Here is a 1,347-nt window from a genome sequence, read left to right as displayed (position 1 = left end):
CGGCGACAGGCCCAGTCCGGTAATGGACTGGGTCAGCGCGTCGGTCAGGCCGGTGACCGACATGACGAAATTCAGCCTGCGCCTGGTGGGGCAGGCCGAAGGCCGCAAGCTGAACCGCGCCTACCGCGAGCGCGACTACGCCACCAATGTGCTGACGTTCGAATATGGCACCGACCCCCTGGGCACCGCCCGCGGAGACATCGTCATCTGCATGCCGGTGCTCAAGCGCGAGGCCCGCGAACAGGGCAAGACCCTGCTGCACCATGCCGCCCACCTGACGGTGCACGGCGTGCTGCACGCGCTGGGCTACGACCACATCAAGACGCGCGATGCGCGGCGCATGGAAGCCCTGGAAACCGCCATCCTGGCCGGCATGCGTATCGCCGACCCCTACGCCTGAGTCCCGGCAGGCAGGGCCTGGGCACGGCCGCGGTAACAATTGGGCGCCAATATTCGGTTATGCTGACTCTTCCATAACTTGTCCTCCCGGACGATGTCTGACCCTTACCCTGCCAACGACGCGAACGCCGCGCGCTCCCACAAACCCACCAAATCCCTGCTAGACCGCATGCTGTCGCTGGTACGGCGCGAGCCCGAAGACCGCGAAGGCATCAAGGCCGTCCTGGACGCGGCGCACGACCGAAACCTGCTCGACGTCGAATCCTACGGCATGATCAAAGGCGCGCTGGCCATGTCCGAGCGCACCGTGGCCGACATCATGGTGCCGCGCTCGCGCATGGACCTGCTCGACGTTGCGCAGCCCCTGCCCCAGCAGTTGGCCTTCATCATCGAAACCGCGCACTCGCGTTTCCCGGTATACGAAGACGACCGCGACAACATCATCGGCATCCTGCTGGCCAAAGACCTGCTGCGCGGCATGCTGGAACCCGGCGTGGAATTGCGTTCGCTGATCCGCCCGGCGGTATTCATTCCCGAAGCCAAGCGCCTGAATGTGCTGCTGCGCGACTTCCGCGCCAGCCATAACCACCAGGCCATCGTCATCGACGAGCACGGCGGCATTTCCGGCCTGGTCACCATGGAAGACGTGCTGGAGCAGATCGTCGGCGACATCGAAGACGAGTTCGACGACGACGACGAACAAAGCATCTTCCCCGAAGGCGAGAACCAGTGGCGGCTGATGGCCAGCACTGAAATCAGCCACTTCAACGAAGCGTTCGCCACCAACCTGCCCGACGATGAATACGACAGCGTCGGCGGCTGGCTGGGCGGCCAGCTGGGCCGCATCCCCCGGCGCGGCGACAGCGCCACGCATGGCGACCTGCTGATCGAAGTCATACGCGCCGACGCCCGGCGCGCGCTCTGGCTGCGCGCCAGGCGCGCGGCCCC

The 1,347-nt window shown here is 65.8% G+C and carries 2 protein-coding genes; both read left to right on the top strand.

From position 1 onward, the window contains the following. Positions 1-400, top strand: a 400-nt coding sequence (gene ybeY, locus LPZ50_RS24880) for an rRNA maturation RNase YbeY (RefSeq protein ID WP_230665500.1), incomplete at its 5' end; no start/stop codon positions are given. Positions 401-493: 93 nt separating this feature from the next. After that, positions 494-1,347: HlyC/CorC family transporter (locus tag LPZ50_RS24875; protein WP_230665499.1), on the top strand; the 854-nt coding region annotated here is incomplete at its 3' end.

Source organism: Bordetella petrii, assembly GCF_020991325.1.
GTDB lineage: Bacteria > Pseudomonadota > Gammaproteobacteria > Burkholderiales > Burkholderiaceae_B > Bordetella_A > Bordetella_A petrii_E.
This window is presented reverse-complemented; position numbering and strand designations above follow the sequence as displayed.